This is a genomic window from Nocardia elegans NBRC 108235, from assembly GCF_001612845.1.
In the GTDB taxonomy this organism is placed as follows: domain Bacteria; phylum Actinomycetota; class Actinomycetes; order Mycobacteriales; family Mycobacteriaceae; genus Nocardia; species Nocardia nova.
In genome coordinates this window covers 1-853 of record NZ_BDBF01000113.1, presented here as the reverse complement: position 1 = coordinate 853, position 853 = coordinate 1, and the positions used below count along the sequence as shown (strand labels likewise).

The following is an 853-nucleotide window of genomic DNA, read 5'->3' as shown; positions in this document are numbered from 1 at the left end:
GGGTATTTTTTGCCGTAGATGTTGTAGAGGTATTGGTTGGTGAGGCGGTCGATTTCGGTGGCGGTTTCGGTGGAGTTGGTGTTGCCGCCGGAGACGATGGCTTGGGCTTTTTTGAGGGCGATGGTGAGGATTTGGTGGACTTTTTGTTGTCCGGCTTTGGTGTAGGCGGTGGGTCCTAGTTCGGCGAGGGCGGCGTCGACGTCGCGCAGGAGTTGGCGGACGGCGGTTTTGTCGACTTTGTGTTTGCCGGCGTGGGAGTAGATGTAGTTGTAGAGGTCGTTGTCGAGGGTGTTGAAGGCGGTGGCGGCGTTGCGTTGGAACAGTTGGCGGGCTTTGACGGCGCCTGCGGTGGTGCCGGTGCCGCTGGTGCTGCCGGTGGTGGTGCCGAGTTCTTTGCGGAGTTTCGCGACGTCGGGGTCGTCGCTGTTTTCGTCGCCGTAGGCGGCGGCGAGTTTTTTGAGTGCGGCGATGGCTTTCTGGGCTTGGGGGGACAGGCCGGCGTCGCTGCCGTCGCCGGTTGTGGTTGCGCCGGAACCGTTTCCACCGCTGCCGCTGCCGCTGCCGTTGCCGTTGCCGCCGGCGAGTCCGGACAGGGCGGAGGCGAGCATGGGCAGCATGGACAGTGCCATGGCGCCGCCCATCATGGCGGTGGGAGCGACTTGGGCCAGGGTTTGGTCGTCGATGCCGGGGATCAGGCTGGGCTCGTGTTCGGGTTCCAGGCTCGCCCGATCGGTGGCCGGTGGTGGTGGTGCGGCGGCGCCCGCGGCCGGGGGCGCCTCAGCGGATCCGGGCGCGACCGATACCGCGGGCGAACCCGGCCCCGACACCACACCCGCACCCGACCCAGCCGGAG

At 66.6% G+C, this 853-nt stretch carries 1 protein-coding gene; it reads right to left on the bottom strand.

Annotated elements, in window-relative coordinates; genetic code table 11:
- Nucleotides 1-629, bottom strand: a 629-nt coding sequence (locus tag NE2_RS34425; protein ID WP_146165407.1) for a DUF4226 domain-containing protein, incomplete at its 3' end; no start/stop codon positions are given.
- Nucleotides 630-853 lie beyond the last annotated feature (224 nt).